Source organism: Kocuria sp. KD4, from assembly GCF_011769905.1.
Taxonomy (GTDB): domain Bacteria; phylum Actinomycetota; class Actinomycetes; order Actinomycetales; family Micrococcaceae; genus Kocuria; species Kocuria marina.
Genome location: NZ_CP050449.1, coordinates 1416166 through 1436679 on the forward strand (window position 1 = coordinate 1416166; position 20514 = coordinate 1436679).

The 20514-nt window shown below is 69.5% G+C and carries 20 protein-coding genes, 1 tRNA gene and 1 pseudogene; 13 read left to right on the plus strand and 9 right to left on the minus strand.

Translation table 11 applies throughout. From position 1 onward, the window contains the following. The 4 genes and pseudogenes from sufD to HBK84_RS13070 form a co-directional block, all read left to right on the plus strand. Positions 1–1293: a Fe-S cluster assembly protein SufD gene (gene sufD, locus HBK84_RS06460; protein WP_064845265.1), complete on the plus strand. Its 1293-nt coding sequence runs from the start codon at positions 1–3 to the stop codon at positions 1291–1293. Positions 1294–1391: 98 nt separating this feature from the next. Continuing rightward, entirely contained in the window at positions 1392–2156 is a 765-nt protein-coding gene (sufC, locus tag HBK84_RS06465; RefSeq protein WP_064845264.1) for a Fe-S cluster assembly ATPase SufC, read from the plus strand. 31 nt (positions 2157–2187) lie between these two features. Beyond that, the gene (locus HBK84_RS06470) at positions 2188–2547 is read left to right on the plus strand and encodes a metal-sulfur cluster assembly factor (protein ID WP_035962032.1); all 360 of its coding nucleotides are present in this window, start codon (positions 2188–2190) and stop codon (positions 2545–2547) included. A 323-nt stretch (positions 2548–2870) separates the two neighbouring features. Then, positions 2871–3041: pseudogene (locus HBK84_RS13070) on the plus strand (alpha-hydroxy-acid oxidizing protein); the annotation flags it as partial. Positions 3042–3113: 72 nt separating this feature from the next. Here the strand turns inward: HBK84_RS13070 and HBK84_RS06480 are convergent. The 4 genes from HBK84_RS06480 to HBK84_RS06495 all read right to left on the minus strand — a co-directional run bounded on the left by HBK84_RS06480 (position 3114) and on the right by HBK84_RS06495 (position 6109). Further along, positions 3114–4019 (minus strand): neutral zinc metallopeptidase, encoded by a 906-nt coding sequence (locus HBK84_RS06480; RefSeq protein WP_167318467.1) that lies wholly within the window; start codon positions 4017–4019, stop codon positions 3114–3116. 99 nt (positions 4020–4118) lie between these two features. Continuing rightward, positions 4119–4736, minus strand: a complete 618-nt coding sequence (locus tag HBK84_RS06485; RefSeq protein ID WP_167318468.1) for an energy-coupling factor transporter transmembrane protein EcfT — start codon at positions 4734–4736, stop codon at positions 4119–4121. Continuing rightward, the gene (locus tag HBK84_RS06490) at positions 4733–5476 is read right to left on the minus strand and encodes an energy-coupling factor ABC transporter ATP-binding protein (protein WP_240918802.1); all 744 of its coding nucleotides are present in this window, start codon (positions 5474–5476) and stop codon (positions 4733–4735) included. The genes HBK84_RS06485 and HBK84_RS06490 overlap by 4 nt, the downstream gene beginning before the upstream one ends. Further along, positions 5477–6109, minus strand: a complete 633-nt coding sequence (locus HBK84_RS06495) for a biotin transporter BioY (protein ID WP_035962026.1) — start codon at positions 6107–6109, stop codon at positions 5477–5479. A gap of 347 nt (positions 6110–6456) precedes the next feature. Here HBK84_RS06495 and HBK84_RS06500 point away from each other — a divergent pair, with 347 nt between their 5' ends. Beyond that, complete coding sequence (locus HBK84_RS06500; protein ID WP_098053392.1) at positions 6457–8055, plus strand: ABC-F family ATP-binding cassette domain-containing protein; 1599 nt, start codon at positions 6457–6459, stop codon at positions 8053–8055. Positions 8056–8170: 115 nt separating this feature from the next. Here the strand turns inward: HBK84_RS06500 and HBK84_RS06505 are convergent, their stop codons facing one another. The 4 genes from HBK84_RS06505 to HBK84_RS06520 form a co-directional block, all read right to left on the minus strand. Continuing rightward, positions 8171–9280 carry an alcohol dehydrogenase catalytic domain-containing protein gene (locus tag HBK84_RS06505; protein WP_167318469.1) on the minus strand — a complete coding sequence of 370 codons (1110 nt, stop codon included), beginning with the start codon at positions 9278–9280 and terminating at the stop codon, positions 8171–8173. Between the two features lie 109 nt (positions 9281–9389). Beyond that, positions 9390–10364, minus strand: coding sequence for an SURF1 family protein (locus HBK84_RS06510; RefSeq protein ID WP_167318470.1), 975 nt, complete (start codon positions 10362–10364; stop codon positions 9390–9392). Then, positions 10364–10759, minus strand: coding sequence for a hypothetical protein (locus HBK84_RS06515; protein WP_239318668.1), 396 nt, complete (start codon positions 10757–10759; stop codon positions 10364–10366). Before HBK84_RS06515 ends, HBK84_RS06510 begins: the two co-directional genes overlap by 1 nt. Positions 10760–10815: 56 nt before the next feature. Beyond that, positions 10816–11325 carry a DUF3099 domain-containing protein gene (locus tag HBK84_RS06520; RefSeq protein WP_370520505.1) on the minus strand — a complete coding sequence of 170 codons (510 nt, stop codon included), beginning with the start codon at positions 11323–11325 and terminating at the stop codon, positions 10816–10818. Positions 11326–11446: 121 nt separating this feature from the next. On the opposite strand from HBK84_RS06520, the gene fabG reads away from it, so the two are divergent. From fabG to HBK84_RS06535, 3 genes are all read left to right on the plus strand, one after another. Next, entirely contained in the window at positions 11447–12172 is a 726-nt protein-coding gene (fabG, locus tag HBK84_RS06525) for a 3-oxoacyl-ACP reductase FabG (protein ID WP_064845278.1), read from the plus strand. Positions 12173–12221: 49 nt separating this feature from the next. Next, positions 12222–12977 (plus strand): SDR family oxidoreductase, encoded by a 756-nt coding sequence (locus tag HBK84_RS06530; RefSeq protein ID WP_167318471.1) that lies wholly within the window; start codon positions 12222–12224, stop codon positions 12975–12977. 146 nt (positions 12978–13123) lie between these two features. After that, positions 13124–13209 (plus strand) — tRNA-Leu (locus HBK84_RS06535). Between the two features lie 224 nt (positions 13210–13433). Here HBK84_RS06535 and HBK84_RS06540 read toward each other — a convergent pair. After that, positions 13434–14189, minus strand: a complete 756-nt coding sequence (locus HBK84_RS06540; protein ID WP_240918805.1) for a TVP38/TMEM64 family protein — start codon at positions 14187–14189, stop codon at positions 13434–13436. Positions 14190–14367: 178 nt separating this feature from the next. Here HBK84_RS06540 and HBK84_RS06545 point away from each other — a divergent pair, with 178 nt between their 5' ends. From HBK84_RS06545 to HBK84_RS06565, 5 genes are all read left to right on the plus strand, one after another. Continuing rightward, entirely contained in the window at positions 14368–16599 is a 2232-nt protein-coding gene (locus tag HBK84_RS06545) for an MMPL family transporter (RefSeq protein WP_167318473.1), read from the plus strand. Positions 16600–16709: 110 nt separating this feature from the next. Next, positions 16710–17639: a phosphoserine phosphatase SerB gene (gene serB / locus HBK84_RS06550; RefSeq protein WP_167318474.1), complete on the plus strand. Its 930-nt coding sequence runs from the start codon at positions 16710–16712 to the stop codon at positions 17637–17639. Between the two features lie 66 nt (positions 17640–17705). Beyond that, on the plus strand, positions 17706–18488 hold the full coding sequence (locus HBK84_RS06555; RefSeq protein ID WP_131332912.1) for an ABC transporter ATP-binding protein: 783 nt from the start codon (positions 17706–17708) through the stop codon (positions 18486–18488). A gap of 9 nt (positions 18489–18497) precedes the next feature. Further along, positions 18498–19403: a sulfite exporter TauE/SafE family protein gene (locus tag HBK84_RS06560; protein WP_167318475.1), complete on the plus strand. Its 906-nt coding sequence runs from the start codon at positions 18498–18500 to the stop codon at positions 19401–19403. Positions 19404–19499: 96 nt separating this feature from the next. Further along, positions 19500–20330: an RNA methyltransferase gene (locus HBK84_RS06565; protein WP_167318476.1), complete on the plus strand. Its 831-nt coding sequence runs from the start codon at positions 19500–19502 to the stop codon at positions 20328–20330. Positions 20331–20514 lie beyond the last annotated feature (184 nt).

Genomic DNA, 20514 nt, shown 5'->3' on the forward strand with positions numbered 1-20514 from the left:
ATGTCCACCACTGATCAGACCGCCCAGGACACCACCGAACAGGTGAACGGGGTCCCCACCGGTGAGGACCGCGTGGCGATTCCCGGGATGAGCCAGGAGGGCGAGACCCTCCAGGAGGGTCGTAACCAGGCCGGTGAGCCCGAGATCAGGCACACGGAGCACGGTGACATCTCCGGTGTCCCGGATTCCTCGCGCGCGGGCCGTTTCACCTCCTACGACGTCGCGGACTTCCCGCCGCTGAGCACCAAGCTCGAGGACTGGCGATTCACCCCGATCAAGCGCCTGCGCGGACTCGACGACTCCGCCCTGGACGGGCCCGCCCCGGCCGTGTCGGTCTCCGGCGGCGATGGCGTGGAACTCACCACGGTCTCCCGCGAGGACTCCCGCATCGGCTCGGTGGGCATCCCCGAGGACCGGGTCTCCGCCAACGCGTGGTCCAACTTCCGCGAGGCCACCGTGCTCAGCGTCCCGCGCGACGCGCAGGTCACCGAGCCGGTCATCGTCACGATCACGGGTGAGTCGGCCGAGCCCGCAGCCCAGCACATCGTGATCGAGGCCGGGACGAACTCCCGCGCGCTCGTGGTGCTGCGCCACGTGGGCTCCGCCGTGCTGTCCCAGAACGTGGAGTTCTCGGTCGCGGACGGTGCCAACCTCACGGTCGTCTCGCTCCAGGAATGGGACGACGACTCCGTGCACGCCTCTTCGCAGCAAGCGAGCCTGGGCCGCGACGCGACCTTCAAGCACGTGCTCGTGAGCCTCGGTGGGGACCTCGTGCGGGTCACCCCGTCCACCCGCTTCACCGCTCCCGGTGGTGACGTGGAAATGTACGGTCTCACGTTCGTGGACGACGGCCAGCACCTGGAATCCCGGTTGTTCGTGGACCACTCCGTGCCCCGGTGCCGTTCCCGCGTGACCTACAAGTCCGCGCTGCAGGGCGAGAACGCCCACGGCGTGTGGATCGGCGACGTGCTGATCCGCGCGGAAGCGGAGGGCACGGACACCTACGAGCTCAACCGCAACCTGATCCTCAACGACGGCCCCCGCATGGACTCCGTGCCGAACCTCGAGATCGAGACCGGCTTGATCGCTGGCGCCGGTCACGCCTCGACCACGGGTCAGCTGGACGACGAGCACCTGTACTACCTGATGTCCCGCGGGATCCCCGAGCAGGACGCGCGGCGCCTCGTGGTGCGCGGGTTCCTGTTCGAGATCATCCAGCAGGTGGGCGTCGAGTCCCTCGAGGAACAGCTGCGCGCGTCCCTCGAGGACGAGCTGGCCCGCACCGAGAACTGAGCGCCCGGCCCACGCGCCGCGGCAGTTCCCATCCACGACCTTCCCGCATCCGGCTCGCGAACCGATCGGGTGCGCACGAACACTAGGAGAATCGCTTCATGTCAACTCTGGAGATCAAGGACCTCCACGCGTCCGTCATCCTGGACGACGAGACCACCAAGCCCATCCTCAAGGGCGTGAACCTGACCATCAATTCCGGTGAGGTGCACGCGATCATGGGCCCCAACGGTTCCGGGAAGTCCACGCTCGCCTCCACGATCGCCGGTCACCCCAAGTACCAGGTGGACTCCGGTTCCGTGACCCTGGACGGTCAGGACGTGCTGGAGATGTCCGTGGACGAGCGCGCCCGCGCCGGGCTCTTCCTGGCCATGCAGTACCCCGTGGAGATCCCGGGTGTGACCACCTCCAACTTCCTGCGTTCGGCCAAGACGGCGATCGAGGGCGAGGCCCCGTCCCTGCGCACGTGGACCAAGGACGTGCGCACCGCCATGGACAAGCTGAAGATCGACAACGACATGTTGCAGCGCAACGTGAACGAGGGCTTCTCCGGTGGCGAGAAGAAGCGTCACGAGATCCTGCAACTCGAGATCCTCAAGCCCAAGATCGCGCTGCTGGACGAGACCGACTCCGGTCTGGACGTGGACGCCCTGAAGATCGTCTCCGAGGGTGTCAACCGCGCCCTGCAGGAGGACAACACGGGCATCATGCTCATCACCCACTACACGCGGATCCTGCGCTACATCAAGCCGCAGTTCGTGCACGTGTTCTCGGACGGGCGCGTGGTGGACCAGGGTGGTCCCGAGCTCGCCGACCAGCTCGAGAACGAGGGCTACGACCGCTACGTGCGGGCCCCCGCCAAGTAAGTCCCCGCACACCACTTCAGAGGAGGTCGCGATGAGCGATTCCACCGAGACCGTCACGGCGGAGACCCCCGGTCCCAATGGCCAGGCGTCGCTTGCCGAGATCACGGATCTGTTGAAGAACGTGATCGACCCCGAGCTGGGTGTCAACATCGTGGACCTGGGGCTGCTCTACGGGCTGGCCTACCAGGACGACGACTCCCTGCGTCTGGACATGACGCTCACCACGGCCGCGTGCCCGCTGCAGGACGTGATCGAGGAACAGGTCGCCCAGAACCTGGCCCCCACCGTGGACGAGTGGCACGTGAACTGGATCTGGATGCCCCCGTGGGGTCCCGAGCGGATCACGGAGGACGGACGCGATCAGATGCGGGCTTTGGGCTTCAACATCTGAGTCGATGCGTGTCGTGAGGGCGCGGGGTGAACCACCCCGCGCCCTCACGCGTACCCGGACCCCTCCCGCATGACTCGGATGCGCAGAGCCCCGGGCAGCCATGTGCTCGGCCCCCATCCGAGGGTTCCATGGCGCGGGCGGTGCTACGTTCGGATCCGACGCCCATGTCGGGCCCGCGGCCCACGTCCGGATCGGGAGATGCTCCCTGCAACGCCAACTACCCCAGGTGACCGAATTGAAACCCCTCATGCGCCTCGGCTCCTTCCACCCGGACCGCCCCCACGGGGTTCACGCGGTTCATGCATGCGGAGGGTGAGACCGGGGGCGTGCTCACCGCCGACGACGCCCGCCGGGCCCTGAGCGTGGGCGCCGACGGGCTGGTGGTCTCGAACCACGGCGGCCGGTAACTGGGCCGGGCCCCGGTGTCCCTGACCGCGCTGGCCGAGGTACGCGACGAAGTGGGCCCGGACGTGCCGCCCGGACCCGACGCCGGGGCGCCGGTCACCTGTGTTGCCCCGGTGCGGCTCGTCCCGGGCGTGCCGCACCGGATGACGATGTGTGAACGGTTACGTCAGGGCCGCAGGACGGTTCAGGTCCGAGGCGGTGAACGTGTTGCACGCGCGGATGTCCCCGGTCTGGTAGCCGGTGAGGAACCACGCCTGGCGCTGCGCCGAGGTGCCGTGGGTGAAGGACTCCGGGTTCGCGCGACCCTGGGTGGTCTCCTGGATCCGGTCGTCACCGATCGCCCCGGCCGCCTCGATCGCGTCGGCGAGCTGCGTGCGCGTGATCGGTTCCAACTGGACGGCCCCGCCGGGCTCGGTCGCGTGATGCGCCCACATTCCCGCATAGCAGTCGGCCTGCAGCTCGGTGCGCACGGCGGCCGACGTCGCGCCGTGCGGGTCCTGCTGCGCCCGGCCCAGGGTGCCCTGCAGGTTCTGCACGTGGTGCCCCACCTCGTGCGCCATGACGTACTCCTGGGCCAGGGCGTCGGCGTCCGCGCCGAACTGGCTGCGCATCTGGTCGAAGAAGCCGGTGTCCAGGTAGACCGTGGAATCCGGCGGGCAGTAGAACGGGCCGGTCGCGGAGGACGCCTGGCCGCAGGACGTGGAATCGGTCCCGCGGAACAGTTCCACCTGCGGCAACGAGTACTTCTTGCCCGTGGCCTCGGGGAAGTACCCTCCCCAGAACTGGTCCAGGGACTGGACCGTGGCCACCATGCGGCACTCGGTGTCCCGGTTGGCGTCCTCGCCCGTTCGGCAGCGGTCCGCGAGCCCGGAGTCCACCTGTTGCGTGCTCTGGGTGTCGTCCTGATTGCCGCCAGTGAGCGCATCGATGCCGTCCTGGCCGAAGAACAGTCCCGCGAGCAGCAGCAGGACGGCGCCGCCCAGCCCGCCTCCCACGGCGATCCCGCGGCCACCGCCGCCCGAACCCACGCGGCCGCCGTTGAGCTGGGAGTTGTCATTGAAACTCATGGGGGAAGCATAGGGCCCCACCGGGGCAACCGCATGGTACGGGGCCGTGGTGCCGCGTCGTGGCGCGTCGGACGGCCTCCGCGTCGCGTGCGCGGGGGCTCACTCGAGTCCGCGCGCGGCGAGCGCCTCCCCGGTGCGGTGCGCGTAGTCCACGGTCGCGATCACGGCCGGTGTCACGAGCTGCACGGGGGACGGGCGCACGGTGCGTGCCGCGGCGGCGTCGCGCAGCCCGGAGAGCACGCCGAACAACCAGGGCACCGAACGGATCATGAGTGAGACCGCGAGCCCCACCCGCTCGGGGTCCACACCCAGCCGGCGCAGCGGTGCGCACAGGGTGACCAGGCCGTCGATGAGTCGGGGCAGCGGTGTGGTGGTGATGAGCAACCGGGTGATCCCCACGACGGCCAGCAGGGAGAGCACGACGTCCGCCGCGCGGGCCGGACCGTTGGCCACGAGGTGGTAGAGACTCAGCACGCCCACGAGCAGCAGGAGTGGGCGCAGGGAGCGGGCCCACCGCCGTAACCCCAAACCACAGGCCGCGGACACCACCGCGCTGAGCGCGAATGCCGCGAGGGACACCGGCCACGCGCGCACGGCCATGATCGCCACGCACGCGCCGAGCAGCACCACGGTCTTGAGCCACAGGGGACTGCGATGCAGGATCGAGGTCCCGGGGACGTACGTGCCCAGCAGGTCGTCGGCGCGCGACCTCCTCACGCAGTCTCCCCGGGGAAACCGTGCGCGCACCACGCGCGGTACCGGGGGAGCACGAGCTCGGGCGGACCCTGATCGAGGATCCGCGCCTCGTGGACCACGACCACGTGCTCGGCGCTCTCGGCGAGGTCGAGGTCGTGAGTGCTCACAAGTTGCTGCTGGGGTAATCCGTCCAGCAGCTCTCGCAGCTTGAGGCGATTGCGCAGGTCCAGCAGCGTGGTGGGTTCGTCCAGGATGAGCACCCGGGGTTCCACGGCGAGCACGGCGGCCAGCGCCACGAGCTGGCGTTCCCCGCCGGAGAGGTCGAACACGCTGTGGTGCGCGCGGTGCTCAAGCCCCATGCGGCGCAGCCAAGACAGGGCCTGCTCAGCGCGTTGCACCCGGTCCGGGACGCGACGCCGCAGGGACAGTTCAATGTCCTCGAGCGGTGTGGGCATCAGGATCTGGGAGGCCGGATCGGTGAACACGAACCCCACGAGCGAGCGAGCCTCCCGGGGGAAGGCCACGGGGTCCACGCTGCCCGTGAGCACCACGCCCGAGGTCGGGGTCACGAGCCCGTTGAACAGCCGCAGCAGCGTGGACTTGCCGGAGCCGTTGAGCCCGACCACCGCGGTGCGCGGCGCGGTGAACTCACACGTGACCCGGTCCAGGACGGTCACGGGACCCGCGGGTCCCTCCGCCGTGACGGTGACGTCCGCGCAGTACAGGGGGTCGGAGGAGCCCGGTCGTCGTGCGGGCTGCACTCAGAGGACCGCCCCGGCCATCCGGGGGAAGGCACGGTGCACGGCCACCGCGATCAGGGCCGCCACGAGTGCCTTAACCAGGTCACCGGGGACGAACGCGAGATCGGTGAGCAGCGCCGCCCGAAGGGACAATCCCGCGGTGAGCATCATGCCCACGATGCCCATGACGTGGGAGAGCACGAGGCCAGCGAGCGCCGCACCGAAGAGTGTGATCACCAGCCCGCCACGGCGTTCGGGGGCGGCGGAGGTGGAGCCCGCGCGGCGTCGTACGCGTTCGGCGCGCACGCTGCGGTGGGCGAGTGCACCCACGAGGGCGGCGGCGAACGGGAAGGAGAGCAAATAGCCCACGCTGGGCCCGCCCAGGACGGCCGGTCCGCCCACGAAGCCAGCGAACACCGGGACGCCGAGCAGACCCACGATCACGTATAGCGCCAGGGCGGCGAAGCCGCGGCGGCTCCCGAGGATCATGCCGGTCAGGTACACCCCGAGGGTCTGCAGTGTGATGGGCACCCCGAGCGCACCCACGGGGATGGCGGGAGCGAGCGCGAGCACGCACGTCAGCGCGGCGAACACGGCGATGTTGGCCAGGTCGAATGAGGTCACGGTGCGGGTGTCGCGCGCGGGTGCTGTCATGGTCCGCAGTCTAGTGGAGCCCGGTGGTATGGGCCGACGGCGCCCGCCCACCCTCGCTCGCCCGACCGCTCCTGCTCATCCGGCGGATCACACGGCCCGTGCACCGCGCCGGCACCTCACGGGACGACGCTGCATGGGTCGCGGGTGCCCCGCGCGCCGGCAGCGCCCGCTCATCGAGTGGATTTGCGACCGTGAGTAGACTGGTGCGGGATCCCGCAGCGACGGGGTTTCTGTCTGTCCCGGGTGCGTTCATCCGGAGCGATCCACGAAGCGCCGCACGCCGAGCACGGTGTGCGGCGTCGTCCCGGGACCACTCGCTCGACCGCCCCACGAAAGGCCCTGCACCGTTGATCACCGTCACGAACCTCGAACTGCGCGCCGGCGCGCGATTGCTCATGGACGAGGTGAACTTCCGGGTGGACAAGGGCGACAAGGTGGGCCTGGTCGGGCGCAACGGGGCTGGCAAGACCACCATGACCAAGGTGCTCGCGGGGCTCACGCTGCCCGCCGCGGGTGAGGTCACGCGGTCGGGATCGATCGGGTACCTGCCGCAGGACCCCAAGGTCGATGACATGGACCAGCTGGCCCGGGACCGCATCCTGTCCGCGCGTAACCTCGCCGGTGTGATCACCAAGCTGCGCCGCGCGGAGGAGGAGATGGCCTCCGAGGACGACGCCGTGCGGGCCAAGGCCATGCGCCGCTACGACCGCCTCGAGTCCGAGTTCCTGGCCGGCGGCGGCTACGCCGCGGAGTCCGAGGCCGCGACCATCACGAGCAACCTCAACCTGCCCCAGCGCGTGCTTGACCAGCCCCTGCACACGCTCTCCGGTGGGCAGCGTCGCCGTGTGGAGCTCGCCCGGATCCTGTTCTCGGACGCGGACACCATGCTCCTGGACGAGCCCACCAACCACCTGGACCACGACTCGATCGTGTGGCTGCGCGAGTTCCTGCGTTCCTACCAGGGCGGGGTCCTCATGATCTCCCACGACGTGGACCTCATGGAAATGGTCGTGAACAAGGTGTTGTACCTGGACGCCAACCGCTGCGTGGTGGATGTGTACAACATGACATGGAAGAACTACCTCCAGCAGCGCGACCAGGACCAGGCCCGCCGCAAGCGTGAACGCGCCAACGCGGAGAAGAAGGCCGGGGTGCTCATGGACCAGGCCAACAAGATGCGCGCCAAGGCCACCAAGGCCGTGGCCGCCCAGCAGATGATCCGCCGAGCCGAACGGCTCATGGCCGGGATCGAGGGTGAACGCGTGCAGGACAAGGTCGCGGCCATCCGCTTCCCCAAGCCCGCCGATTGCGGCAAGACCCCGCTCATGGCCAAGGGCCTGTCCAAGTCCTACGGCTCACTCGAGATTTTCACCGATGTGGACCTCGCGATCGACCGCGGTTCCCGCGTGGTCGTGCTCGGGCTCAACGGCGCGGGCAAGACCACGCTGCTTCGCATGCTCGCGGGCCAGGCGGACCCGGACACCGGCGAGGTGGTCGCGGGTCACGGCCTGAAACTCGGCTACTTCGCGCAGGAACACGACACCCTGGACACCGAGCGCACCGTCCTCGAGAACATGAAGAGCGCCGCACCGGACCTGCAGGACACCCAGGTGCGCACGATCCTCGGCTCCTTCCTGTTCCAGGGCGACGACGTGGACAAGCCCGCCGGGGTGCTCTCCGGCGGCGAGAAGACGCGACTCGCACTCGCGACGCTCGTAGCGTCGTCGGCGAACGTGCTGCTGCTGGACGAGCCCACCAACAACCTGGACCCCGCGTCCCGGCGGGAGATCCTCAACGCGCTGCACAGTTACGAAGGCGCCGTGGTCCTGGTCTCCCACGACGAGGGCGCCGTGGAGGCGCTCGAACCCGAGCGCGTGGTCATGCTCCCGGACGGCGTGGAGGACCTCTGGAGCCAGGACTACCAGGACCTTATCACCCTCGCGTAGCACGGGCGTCCAGCTGCGGCCGCTGGAGGACCAACGGGCCTGGCGCGCCGCGGGACTTTCCGCGGCGCGTACGGTGCGGGGACGTACGCCGCTCCCGCACCCGGCGCGGCGGGGCTCAGTTCTCGAACAGTACGACCTGGCGCACTGCCCGGCCCTCGGCGAGGGCGTCGAGACCCTCGTTGATCTGCTCGAAACCGATCCGCTGGGAGATCAGCTCCTCGATGGGTAGCTTCCCCTCCCGCCACAGTCCCAGGTACACGGGGATATCCCGCGCGGGGACCGCCGAACCCAGGTAGGAACCCACGATCGTGCGCGCCTGCGCGGTGAGCCCCAGCGGGGAGATCGTGGACCGGGCGTCCGGCGAGGGCAACCCCACCGTCACCGTGATGCCCCCGGGCGAGGTCGCCGCGACCGCCGTCTCGAACGCGCGGGGGTGGCCCGCGGCCTCGATCACCACGGCCGCCGTCACCCCCTGCTCGGCGAGCTCCTCGGGGGAGTACACCGCGCTTGCTCCGAGTTCGACGGCGCGCGCGAGCTTCTCCGGGTTCGCGTCCACCCCGATCACCGGGCCCTTCTCGAGCGAGACTGCGGTCAGCAGCGCAGCCATGCCCACGCCGCCCAGACCCACGATGAGCACCGTGTCACCGTCGTTGGGACGGCCCGCATTGATCACGGCGCCGCCGCCCGTGAGCACCGCGCAGCCCACCACGGCGGCGATCTCCGGGGGCACGTCCTTGTCCACGGGCACCACCGATTGGCGGTTGACCACCGCGTGGGTCGCGAAACTCGAAACCCCCAGGTGGTGGAACAGCTCCTCCTCACCGCGGTGCAATCGGCGCTCACCACCGGGCAACAGCCCGGCGTCGTTACTGCGGGAACCGGGACCGCACGGCAGCTTCCCGTCCGTGGCGCATTGGTCGCACTCCTCGCAGCGGGGCAGGAACACGGTCGTGACCTGGTCACCCACGGCGATGTCCGTGACACCCTCACCCACCGCCTCCACGATCCCGGAGGCCTCGTGTCCCAGCACCATGGGCGTGGGACGCACCCGGTTGCCGTCCACCACGGACAGGTCCGAGTGACACAGTCCCGCCGCCCGGACCTGGATCAGCAGCTCGCCCGGACCGGGGTCCGCGAGCTCCACCTCCTGGAGGCGCAGCGGATGGGACTCGGCGTACGGGCGCGGCAGCCCGATCTCCTCGAGCACGGCGGCGGTGATCTTCACGGCGACTCCTTCATCACGGGTGACCCGTCCGACAAGGCAACGTCCGCTCGGGCGGACCGCCCGCCTGGACGGCTCCCTCGGGTGCCGTAAGCGGGCGCGGGTCTGCGTCTCAGTGTCGCCTGTCGGCCTCGAGGGCGTCCAGTAGGGCGTCCTCCTCGTCTTCGTTGCTCACGCCGGTGGAGGCCCGACGGCGCTTGGGTCGGTACAGCGACTTCAGATGCGCGGGCATGTCGTCGGCCATCTGCAACTGACGGATGATCAGCGACTCGTCCATCTGCCCGATGTAGTTGCCCTCGGCGTCGTAGTACTGCGCCAACCGGCGTTCCACCTCCGCGGCGTACGCGCGATCCCACTCGAGGTTCTTCACGTGCTGGCGCGCCGAGTACCCGTAGGCCACGAACACCAGCACCGCGAACGCGTACCACTGCAGCGAGTAGGACAGGTGCGGACCGTACTCGATGGCCGGTCGTTCACCGGCCTGCGGGGTCACGCTCGAGGGCGGGTCCTCGGAGACCAGTTCTCCGTACCCGCCCGTGGCCAGCGCGCCACCCCAGCGTTCGGCGAACGCGGGCAGGTCGATCGAGGCGGACTGACCCTCGGGTGCCCCGCGGTCCACGGTGCCCTCGGTGGGGCGCAGCCGGGCGGTCACGGTCACGGTCCCGGACCGGGGAGGGGGCACCGCGGACGGCATCCCGTTCGCGGAGTCGTCCGTGGGGATCCAGCCGCGGTCGATCGCGATCACGGGTCCCTCCACGGTGCGGAACGGGACCAGGACGTCGTACCCCACGCGCCCGTCGTGCGGACGGTTGCGGATCAGCACGGTCTCCTCGGGCACATACGTGCCGCGCAGTTCCACGGGGTGCCAGGTCTGCGAGTCGTCGTAGTCCTGGAACAGGGGGATGCCGCGGGCGGAGTCATAGGCCGGGGCGTCGTAGTTCTTGCTGATCTTGGCGTTCTCCGCGACCAGGTAGTCGTTGCGGGACATCTGCCAGTGGGCCAGGTAGAGGCACAGCACCGCAGCTACGCAGCACAGCGCGAACCAGCCGAGCCACGTGGGGGTGCCCAGGAACTTGTACTTGCGCATCAGGGTGTGCGCCCCGATTCCTCGGGTCGGACGACGCCGCCGTCCCCGACCTCGGCGCGGCCGTCACCCGCGCCGGGCTCGTGCGGGATGTCCTGGCTCGCAGCGGCGTCGGGCGTCGCGTCCTCGGGGGCCTCGAACGGTGTGATGGTCTTGAGGAAGCCACGCTGGCCCAGGAAGTCGGCCAGGTGCTCCCGGTGCTCGTCGCACGCGAGCCACGCCTTGCGGCGCTCGGGGGTGTGCACGCGGGGGTTGTTCCACAGCAGGGTCCACTGCGCGGGACGCGAACAGCCCCGGCGAGAGCACACGGCCTCGGGTGCCGCCGCGCGGGGTCGGGGTGCGGCGTCGTCGGGCGCGGGGCGTTGCGGGTCCAGAGAGCCGAGCAGATCGAATCCCACGGTGAAAAATCCTCCCAGAAATCGTGCGGTGCGGTGGGTGCGGGGGCGGACCCGCTTCAGTTGCGGCGCGTGACCGCGCGGGGCGGGGGCAGTTCGCGCTGCGGGGGCGGGGCGGTGTACTCCCCGTCCACGACCACGGTCTCCGGATCCGGTGCCCGCTCCTGCGACTCGGCGCTCGTGGGCAACTCGGTGCGGGTAGGCGGGCGGTACGCGGAACCCGAGCGTTCGGAGCGGTCCGCGCCGCGGTTGGCCATCATGACCGCGAGCCACGGCAGGATCGCAGCGCCCAGCACGAGCAGGATCCGCGCGATCAGGTTGTCGATCAGCACCACTCCGATGATGCACACCACGCGCAGCGCCATCTGGAAGGAATAGACTTTCATGCGGTGTGCCATGTCGGTGGTGTGCGGATCCGCCGCCGAGGTGATCGAATGAACCTCGGTGGAACCATGCGACTGCGGCTGGGAACGTGAGATGGGAACCGGTCCTTCGGCGAACGATCTGGGGGTGTACCCGCGGGGCAACACTGCCACGGCTGACTGTGAGCGTTCTGAGCATTGTCTCACCGTTGTGTGTGGCGCCCAAGCGGGGGATGTCCGCCGGTCAGAGGCCGGTTAGGATGCTGTGAGGTCTTGATACGAGGGTGGGCTTCCCCGCCGCGCCCGCCCCTCCACGGAAGGTTCCATCATGTCTGACCAGTCCTCCGCCGCTCGCACCGTGCTCGTCACCGGAGGCAATCGAGGTATCGGCCGCGCGATCGCGGAACGGTTCATCGCCGCCGGGGACAACGTGGTGGTCACCTCGCGCTCCGGTGGGGACGGGCCCGACGGCGCGTACACCGTGCAGGCGGACGTCACCGACACCGCCTCCGTGAACGCGGCCTTCCGGGAGATCGAGGGGAAGTTCGGTCCCGTGGAGGTACTCGTGGCGAACGCCGGGGTCACCAAGGACACCCTGTTGGTGCGCATGAAGGACGCCGATTTCCAGGACGTGATCGACACCAACCTCACCGGCGCGTTCCGGGTGGTGCAGCGCGCGACCAAGGGGTTCATGCGACTGAAGCACGGCCGGATCATCTTCATCTCGTCCGTGGTGGGGTACACGGGCGCGCCGGGTCAGGTGAACTACGCGTCCTCCAAGGCCGGCCTGGTCGGCATGGCCCGCGCCATCACCCGCGAACTCGGTTCCCGCGGGATCACCGCCAACGTGGTGGCCCCCGGCTACATCGACACCGCCATGACCCATGAGCTCTCCGACGAGGTCAAGGACAACTACCTCTCCATGATCCCGGCCCAGCGTTTCGGGCACGTGGAAGAGGTCGCCGGAGCGGTGGAATACCTTGCCTCCGACGCCGCGGCCTACGTCTCCGGCGCTATCATCCCCGTAGACGGCGGGTTGGGCCTGGGGCACTGATACCGCCGATTCCCGCACCCGCACCCGCACCCCTCGAAGGAGAAACCGCATGAGTTCAGTGGCAGGCAAGACCGTGGTCATCACCGGATCCTCGCGAGGCGTGGGCGCGGACACCGCCAAGATCCTCGCCGGTGAGGGCGCCAACGTGGTGGTCAACTACCGTCAGAAGGCCCCCCGGGCCAACAAGGTGGTCAAGGAGATCACGGAGGCCGGCGGCCACGCGATCGCTGTGCAGGCGGACATCACGGACGCCGAGTCTCGCGCGGGTCTGTTCCGTGCCGCCGTGGACGAGTTCGGTGGCGTGGACGTGCTGATCCTCAACGCCTCCGGGGGCATGGAGACCGAGATGGGTGAGGACTACGCCCTGCGGTTGAACCGTGACGCCCAGAACGACACCCTGACCGAGGCCCTGCGGACGCTTCCCCAGGGTGGCCGCGTGGTGTTCGTCACGAGCCACCAGGCACACTTCATCAACGACGTGGAGACGATGCCCGAGTACGAGGCCGTGGCCAAGTCCAAGCGCGCCGGGGAAGACACCCTGACGGCTCGCGTGTCCGAGCTGCAGGACAAGGGCATCGGCTTCGTGGTGGTCTCCGCGGACATGATCGAGGGCACCGTCACGGCCACGCTGCTCAACCGGGCCCGCCCGGGAGCACTCGATGAGCGCCGCGAGGCCGCCGGGAAGCTCTACACCGTCCATGAGTTCGCCCGGGAGATCGCCGCGATGGTCTCTGCGGACGTCCCCACCGGTCACGTGGAACTCGTGGGTGGCGCGGAGGACTTCCTGGCGCAGGCAGGTCGGTAGCACCCGCACCGGGCCGTGCTCCCGAGGAGTGCGCGGTCCGGCCCCGGTCGAGTTCGAACGGACCGCGCAACTGTGGTAGGTTTCTTGTCGTTGCCACGGGCCGAGAAGGTTTCCGGGAGATCGGAAACGCCGCGGTTCGGACACCTGCGCGGGTGGCGGAATAGGCAGACGCGCTAGCTTGAGGTGCTAGTCCTCGTATTAGAGGGTGGGGGTTCAAGTCCCCCCTCGCGCACACGATTCGGGAAGCCCCCAATCCGGAGACATGAGTTCCGGGTCGGGGGTTTTTCGCATGCCCGCCCGAACGCCCGGGGCGGGATGCGTCTCGGGGGCGGGGTGCGCTAAGTACATCTGAGACCCGAAACCGCACCAGATCAGCCGTGGAGCCTGCCGTATCGGGGCGCAGATGTATGTGGGCCGGGGCGGACCCGGTCAGGCGTCGGCGGTGCCCTCCGCTGGCTAGTGCCCTCTGCGGTTCTGCGCGGCCACCGAGCGCCAGCGGCGAAACGCGATGATCGTTGCCACGACACTCACCAGGCACGCCACACCGAACACGATCAGGTGTGCCCACGTGGGATCCGTGGCCAGCGCCCCCAGCCCCACGAGGGCCACCTGTCCGGGGATCACGGTCAGGGCACTCGCGGAGAGGAACACGCTCTGGGGGATTCCCAACGCACCGCATCCGTAATTGACCGGCCAATAGGGGATCCCGGGGGCCAATCGCAGCGTGGCCACAGCCTCGAAGCCCGCCCCGGTGAGGTAGTTCTCCACGGTGTCCGCGTGCTTGCCCATGATCTTGCGGGTCGTCTGCTTCCCGAGTCCCCGCGCGAGCCAATAGCCACCCCAGCCGCCGATCAGCGCGGCCACGACGGAGAACACGCTGCCCAGGGTCGCACCGAAGAGCACGCCGGCCGTGACCGCCATGATCGTCACGGGGATCGGGGTCATTGCCACGATCGCGTAGATGAGGATGAACACGAGCCAGCCGGCCCAGCCGTAGCCGTTAATCGTGGCCTCGAGTTCGGCCTGGCTCGGCAGGTGCACGGTGAACGCGAGCCACACCATGAGCACGAGCACCAGCATCAGTGCGGCGTTACGGGCCCACGCGACCCAGCTGCTCATCGAGTCGCCGTCGTCCGGGCCGGAGGATGCGCTCGACGCCTCCCCGGCCGAGGAGTCGTCCGGGGAGGGCTCGGGCTGGAAACGGGTGGCCACGGGCACCCACTGTACGACCAGCATCCACGGGCGGGCGTTTGTGGCCCCCGATGACCGCGAAGGTGACGGGTGTAACCCCTACGATGGGGGTAGCTGCCCGCAGCGCAGCGTCATCGGAGTCGGCCCCGCGGGGGCACGACCGGTGACCACCCCCGCGCCGAGACCCCACAGGTGAGACATGCCCAGTAGCCCCACCCGCCCCGTCCCCGAGCACGCGGAGGACACCAAGAACGCCGAACCGGACGCGGGCGGAAAGCGGCCGGGGTGGGTGCGCCGGCTGATCCCCGTGGTGCTCGTGCTTGCGTGGCTGGGGGTCATGGGCGTGGGCGGACCCACGTTCGGCAAGCTCTCGGACGTGGTGTCCAACTCGCAGACGGACTTTCTGCCCGTGGACTCGCAGGCCACACAGGTCCAGGACCGGCTCGGGGAGTTCCAGGATTCGGACGGTGTGCCGGCCATCGTGGTCATGGAGTCCGAGAACGAGATCACGCCGCGGCAACTACGCGCGATCGGGACGAACGCGCAGGCCCTGGGTGAGATCCAGGACGTCCTGGAGGTCTCCCCGCCCATCCCGAGCGAGGACGGCAAGGCCGTGGAGATCATCGCCCTGGTGAGCTCGGAGGCGGACACCGGCACCGTGGTCGAACACCTGCGCGAGCGACTGGCCGAGGACACCCCCGAGGGACTGTCGGTGGCCGTGACCGGTCCGGCGGGACTCGTGGCGGACCTCTCGGCGGCGTTCGCGGGTATCGACGGGCTGCTGCTGATCGTGGCCCTCGTGGCGGTGCTCGTGATCCTGGTGATCGTCTACCGCTCGCCGCTGTTGCCGTTCCTAGTGTTGCTCACGAGCGTGGGCGCGCTGTGCGGGGCGATCATCACCGTCTACTTCCTGGCCCAGCAGGGCTGGATCGATCTCAGCGGGCAGACGCAGGGGATCATGTCGATCGTGGTGATCGGTGCGGCCACCGACTACGGGCTGCTCTACACCGCGCGGTTCCGCGAGGCCCTGCACCACACGCCGTCGCGCTGGACCGCGACCCGTATGGCCTGGAAGGGCACCGTGCCCGCCGTGCTGGCGTCCGGGACCACGGTCATCGCGGGTCTGTTGTGCCTGCTGTTCTCCGCCCTGACCTCCAACCGCGGTGTGGGCCCGGCCACCGCCATGGGCGTGGTCTTCGCGATCCTCGCCGGTCTCACGCTGCTGCCGGCGCTGCTCGCCCTGTTCGGTCGGGTGGCCCTGTGGCCCAAGATGCCGCGCGTGGACGAGAACCCCGAGACCCACGAGCAGGCCATGAACCCCTACGACCACAAGGGGCTGTGGCCCTCCGTGGCGCGCCTCGTGGACCGGAGGTCGCGCGCGGTATGGCTCGCGTGCGCCGTCGTGCTGGGCGCCGCCGCCGTGGGCGCGAGCCAGCTCAACGCGGACGGCGTCCCGCAGTCCGAATTCGTGCTGGGGGAGTCCGAGGCCCGCGACGGTCTGGCGGTCATCGAGCGTCACTTCCCGGGCGGCGCGGGGGATCCCGTGTACGTCCTGGCCCCGCAGGAGGACGCCCAGGCGGTTGCCGAGCGGTTGTCCCAGGACGACGACGTCGCGTCCGTCGCGTTCACCGCCCAGGACTCCCCGAACGGGACCCTGCCATATCCCACGCCGCAGGGCGGACCCCTGGCGAACGCGGAACCCACCGTGAGCAACGGGGACGTACTGATCCAGGCGACCCTCACCTACGCGTCCGACTCCGAGGAGGCCCAGGCCACGGTCACCCGCTTACGCGACGATCTCGCCGGGATCACCCCCGACGCGAAGATCGGCGGGACCACCGCCGTGCAGGTGGACACGATCGCCGCGTCCGAACGTGACCGCGCGCTGATCATCCCCATCATCCTGGCGGTGATCCTGCTCATCCTCATGGTGTTGCTGCGCAGCATCCTGATGCCCGTGCTCTTGATCGCCACCACCGTGCTGTCCTTCTTCTCCGCGCTCGGCGTGGCCACCCTGGTGTTCCACCTCATGGACATCAACCAGGCAGACCCCACCGTGCCACTGTGCAGCTTCGTGTTCCTCGTGGCGCTGGGGATCGACTACAACATCTTCCTCATGAGCCGCGTGCGCGAGGAAGTCGTCACCGCGGGCCACCGCAAGGGCGTGCTGGCCGGACTCATCACCACCGGCGGGGTCATCACCTCCGCGGGCATCGTGCTGGCCGCGACGTTCGCCGCGCTGGCCGTGCTGCCCATCCTGTTCCTGGTGCAGCTGGCCATCATCGTCACGATCGGCGTGCTCATGGACACGATCATCGTGCGCTCGCTGCTGGTGCCCGCCCTGGCCCTGGACATCGGCCCCCGCTCGTGGTGGCCCTCGCGCGTGGGCAGCCCCGGGAAGCACCGCGCCCTGCCGACGACGCCGCGCTGAGCCTTCCTAACGCCGCACGGCTCACGTGCCCGAGGCCCGGGAACGGGCCGAGGGGCGTCGTGCCGGTGCCTTCTTTGTGCGCGCTTCCGCGGGGCCGATAAACTGCGACCATGTCCCTGAACTGTGCTGTCGTCGCCCTGGCCGTGTCCCCGGAGGACGGTGCCACCGAAGCCGTCCTCGACGCCGTGGAACGTGCCGGTGCCGTGGTCGAGACGCACAACTGGGTGCGGGTCACGGGGACCGCGTCGGACGGGCAGGCTGCGGACGTGGAGGGCTACAACGCCCTGACCGTGCGCGTGCAGACCGAGGACTCGCAACAGTTGCGCCGCGCCTTGCAACCGGACCCGCAGCGGCAGTTACTGCCGGGGATCGACCTCAACGTGGTGCCGCACACCTGGTTCGACCAGTCCCGCAAGAAGCTCGTGGTGCTGGACGTGGATTCCACGCTCATCCGCCAGGAGGTCATCGAACTGCTCGCCGCCCACGTGGGCCGCGAGGCGGAGGTCGCCGCGGTCACGGAACGCGCGATGCGCGGTGAGATCGACTTCGCGGCGTCCCTGCGCGAGCGCGTGGCCGTCCTGGAGGGACTGCCCGCCTCGGCGATCGACGACGTCGCTGCCGCCGTACGGCTCTCGCCCGGCGCCAAGGTGCTCGTGCAGACCCTGCTGCGCGAGGGACACGCGGTGGCCGCGGTCTCGGGCGGCTTCAGCCAGGTGCTGGACCCGCTCGCGGCGCACCTGGAACTCACCCGCGCGGCCGCCAACGAGCTCGAGATCCAGGACGGCGTGCTCACGGGACGCGTGGCCGGGCGCATCGTGGACCGCGCCATGAAGGCGGAGGTCATGGGGCAATGGGCCCAGGAATTGGGCGTGGCACCGGAGGACGTCATGGCCGTGGGGGACGGCGCCAACGACATCGACATGGCCCGCGCAGCCGGGCTGTCCGTGGCGTACCGGGCCAAGCCCGCGCTGCGGGAGGTCGCGGACACCCAGGTGAGCATCCCCAACCTGGACGCCCTGCGCTTCTTCCTGGATCTGTGACCGAGCCGGGCTGCCACGGAGCGCCGGACCGCGAACCGGCGCGCGCGGGGCACTAGAGTTGCCGTCATGAGTTCAGTGCTTGATCTGGTGGACGTCACGGTGGTCCGCGGCGAGAAGACCCTGTTGGACGGCGTGAACTGGACCGTGCGGGACGGGGAACGGTGGGTCATCCTGGGCCCCAACGGCGCGGGTAAGTCCACGCTGTTGTCGATCGCCGCCGCCCGGTTGCACCCCACGCGCGGCATGGTGGACATCCTCGACGAGATCCTCGGTGCGGTGGACGTCTTCGAGCTGCGCCCGCGGATCGGTGTGAGCTCCGCACCCCTGGCCGGTCAGATCCCGCATGCGGAGACCGTGGCCAACGTGGTGCTCACCGCGGCCTACGGCGTCACGGGGCGCTGGCGCGAGGAGTACGACGACGCCGACGTCCAGCGCAGTGAGGAACTGCTCGAGGCCTGGGGCTTGGGGGCCCTGCGCGAGCGCACGTACGGCACCTTGTCCGAGGGCGAGCGCAAGCGTGTTCTGATCGCCCGCGCCCTGATGACCGACCCCGAACTGTTGTTGCTCGACGAACCCGCCGCCGGTCTGGATGTGGGCGGGCGCGAGAAGCTCGTGCAGCGCCTCGATGAACTCGCCCGGGACGAGGCCGCCCCGGCCACGGTCATGGTGACCCACCACCTCGAGGAGGTCCCGGACGGGTTCACCCACGCGCTGTTGCTGCGTGAGGGTGCCATCGTGGCAGCCGGTCCGGTGGCGCAGGTGATGACGCAGAAGAATCTCTCCCACACCTTCGACATGCCCCTCAAGCTGGTGCGCGTGGCCGATCGTTACGCGGCGTTCGCCCGCTGATCCGCCTCCATGCTGACACTGTCCTCCGCCATGGTCCCCACGGAGTTCTTCGGTTCCGGCGGGACCGTGGGCTTCGAGTGGTGGCAGGTGCTGCTGATCCTCGTGGCCGGGTTATGGGCCGGGACGATCAACACCATCGTGGGGTCCGGCACGCTCGTGACGTTCCCGGTGCTCGTGACCATGGGGGTTCCCCCGGTCACGGCGTCCATGTCCAACGCCATGGGGCTGATCGCCGGTAACCTCACCGGCGCGTGGAGCTACCGCAGTGAACTGCGTGGGCTGACCCGCACGCTGGTGAAACTGCTGCCGTGCTCGATCCTGGGCGGGGTGATCGGCGCTTCCCTGCTGCTGCACCTGCCCGAGGAAGTCTTCGGTGTGGCCGCGCCCGTGCTGATCGTGGTCGCGCTGCTGTTCGTGGCATTCCAACCCACGCTCCAGGCCAAGGTCCGCGAGCGCAAGGAACGTCAGGCCCGGGACGCCGCGGCCGGCGGCCTGGATGCCCCGCAGGCGGGGGAGGCGGCCACGGACACCGAGGCCGTGGACCGGTCCAAGCAACCCTTGATGCTGTACGTGCTCGTGTTTTTCGCAGGCATCTACGGCGGGTACTTCGTGGCCGCGCAGGGCGTGTTGCTCGTGGGCATCCTGGGTGTGTTCCTGCTGGCCCCGCTGCAATCGGCGAACGCGGTCAAGAACGCCCTGGTCGCGGCGGTGAACATCGTGGCGGCGGTTTCCTACGTGCTGCTCGCATTCGACCGGATCAACTGGTGGGTCGTGGTGTTCATCGCCCTGAGCTCCACTCTGGGGTCGTGGCTGGGCGCCAAGATCGGTAAGCGGCTGTCCCCGGTGGCGCTGCGCGCCGTGATCGTGGTCCTCGGTCTCGTGGCGCTGATCAACATGGTTTCCCAGGTGTTCTGACCCTTCCTCGTCCCCCCCCTCCTGTCGTCCGACGGGTCCCGTTCTTCCGAAACCCAGTCCGTTCAAAGCCTTGTTCCTCCGATTCCCAGGATGTCCGTGAGCACTCCCGCGCCCCTGTCCGAACGTATCGTCTCGCTGACCGACCCCGCGGACCCGCGCGTGGCCGACTACACGAGCCTCACGGACGTGGCCCTGCGGCGTCGGCTGGAACCCGAGCGCGGGCTCTACCTCGCGGAATCGTCCAAGGTGCTGCGGAGAGCGCTCGACGCCGGCCACCGGCCGCGCTCGTTTTTCATGGCCGAGAAGTGGGTTGAGGGGCTGCGCGACGTGCTCGAACGCTACGACGTGCCCGTGTACGTGGGCTCCGACGAGGTGCTCGAGCGGATCACGGGGTTCCACCTGCATCGCGGCGCGATCGCGGCCATGCAGCGCCCCGAGCCCCTCGAGCTCACCGAGGTCCTCGCACGGTCACGGCGCGTGGCGATCCTCGAGGACATCGTGGACCACACCAACGTGGGCGCGATCTTCCGTTCCGCCGCGGCCCTGGACGTCGACGCCGTTCTGGTCACCCCGCGCTGCGCCGACCCGCTCTACCGCCGTGCCGTGCGGGTGTCCATGGGAACCGTGTTCCAGGTCCCGTGGGTGCGCCTGGAGCACTGGACCGCGGATCTGCAGCAGGTCAAGGATGCAGGGTTCCTCACGGCGGCCCTCGCCCTGTCCGACGACGCCGTCACGGTGGACGAGCTCGCGGCCGAGCACCCGGAGAAGTTGGCGTTGATCCTCGGGACCGAGGGCCAGGGGCTGAGCGCGGCCACGCTGCATCACGCCGAGCGGCACGTGATCATCCCCATGAGCCACGGCGTGGACTCGCTCAACGTGGCCGCGGCGAGCGCGGTGGCGTTCTGGGAGACCCGCCCGCGAGGGTGACCGCCGCGATTTCGTCCGGGTGCCATCCTGGCCCATCTTGCTGCCCCGCACCGCATGTCCACCCATGAACGTCCAGGCACCCTAAGGCCAGCCACGAGTTTCTGGGCACCCCGAGGCTATTCGCGGGGGTCTTTCGTGACCTCGGAGTGCCGAGGAGTTGCCCAGGTGTCCCCGGAGTGCCTCG